The sequence below is a fragment of the Cupriavidus phytorum genome, from assembly GCF_003254285.1.
Classification (GTDB): Bacteria; Pseudomonadota; Gammaproteobacteria; order Burkholderiales; family Burkholderiaceae; genus Cupriavidus; species Cupriavidus phytorum.
The window spans coordinates 1-1,023 of the sequence record NZ_QKZN01000041.1 but is presented as its reverse complement, the minus strand read 5'-3'; the positions used below and the strand labels follow the sequence as shown (position 1 = coordinate 1,023).

Annotated in this window: 1 protein-coding gene; it reads left to right on the top strand. The window is 65.8% G+C overall.

Features of this window, described 5'->3' with window-relative positions; genetic code table 11:
• Positions 1–1,023: bifunctional 2-methylcitrate synthase/citrate synthase (gene prpC / locus C7416_RS28795; RefSeq protein ID WP_111522014.1), on the top strand; the 1,023-nt coding region annotated here is incomplete at both ends.

Genomic DNA, 1,023 nt, shown 5'->3' with positions numbered 1-1,023 from the left:
CGCGGCTACGACATCCTCGATATCGCCGAGACCTGCGAGTTCGAGGAAATCGCCCACCTGCTGGTGCACGGCAAGCTGCCGACGAAGTCCGAGCTGGCCGCCTACAAGGCCAAGCTGAAGTCGCTGCGCGGCCTGCCCGCCAATGTCAAGGCGGCGCTGGAATGGGTGCCCGCCAGCGCGCACCCGATGGACGTGATGCGCACCGGCGTGTCGGTGCTGGGCACGGTGCTGCCGGAGAAGGAAGACCACAACACCCCGGGCGCGCGCGACATCGCCGACCGGCTGATGGCCAGCCTGGGCTCGATGCTGCTGTACTGGTACCACTACAGCCACAACGGCCGCCGCATCGAGGTGGAGACCGACGACGACTCGATCGGCGGCCACTTCCTGCATCTGCTGCACGGCGAGAAGCCGTCGGCACTGTGGGAGCGCGCCATGAACACCTCGCTCAACCTGTATGCCGAGCACGAGTTCAACGCGTCGACCTTCACCGCGCGCGTGATCGCCGGCACGGGTTCGGACATGTACTCGTCGATCGCCGGCGCGATCGGCGCGCTGCGCGGCCCCAAGCACGGCGGCGCCAACGAGGTCGCGTTCGAGATCCAGAAGCGCTACGACAACCCGGACGAGGCCCAGGCCGACATCACCCGCCGCGTCGAGAACAAGGAAGTCGTGATCGGCTTCGGCCACCCGGTGTACACCACCGGCGACCCGCGCAACCAGGTGATCAAGGAAGTGGCGAAGCGGCTGTCGAAGGACGCCGGCTCGATGAAGATGTTCGACATTGCCGAGCGCCTGGAAACGGTGATGTGGGACATCAAGAAGATGTTCCCCAACCTGGACTGGTTCAGCGCGGTCAGCTACCACATGATGGGCGTGCCCACCGCGATGTTCACGCCGCTGTTCGTGATCTCGCGCACCTCGGGCTGGGCCGCGCACATCATCGAGCAGCGCATCGACAACAAGATCATCCGCCCGAGCGCCAACTACACCGGGCCGGAGAACCTGAAGTTCGTGCCGATC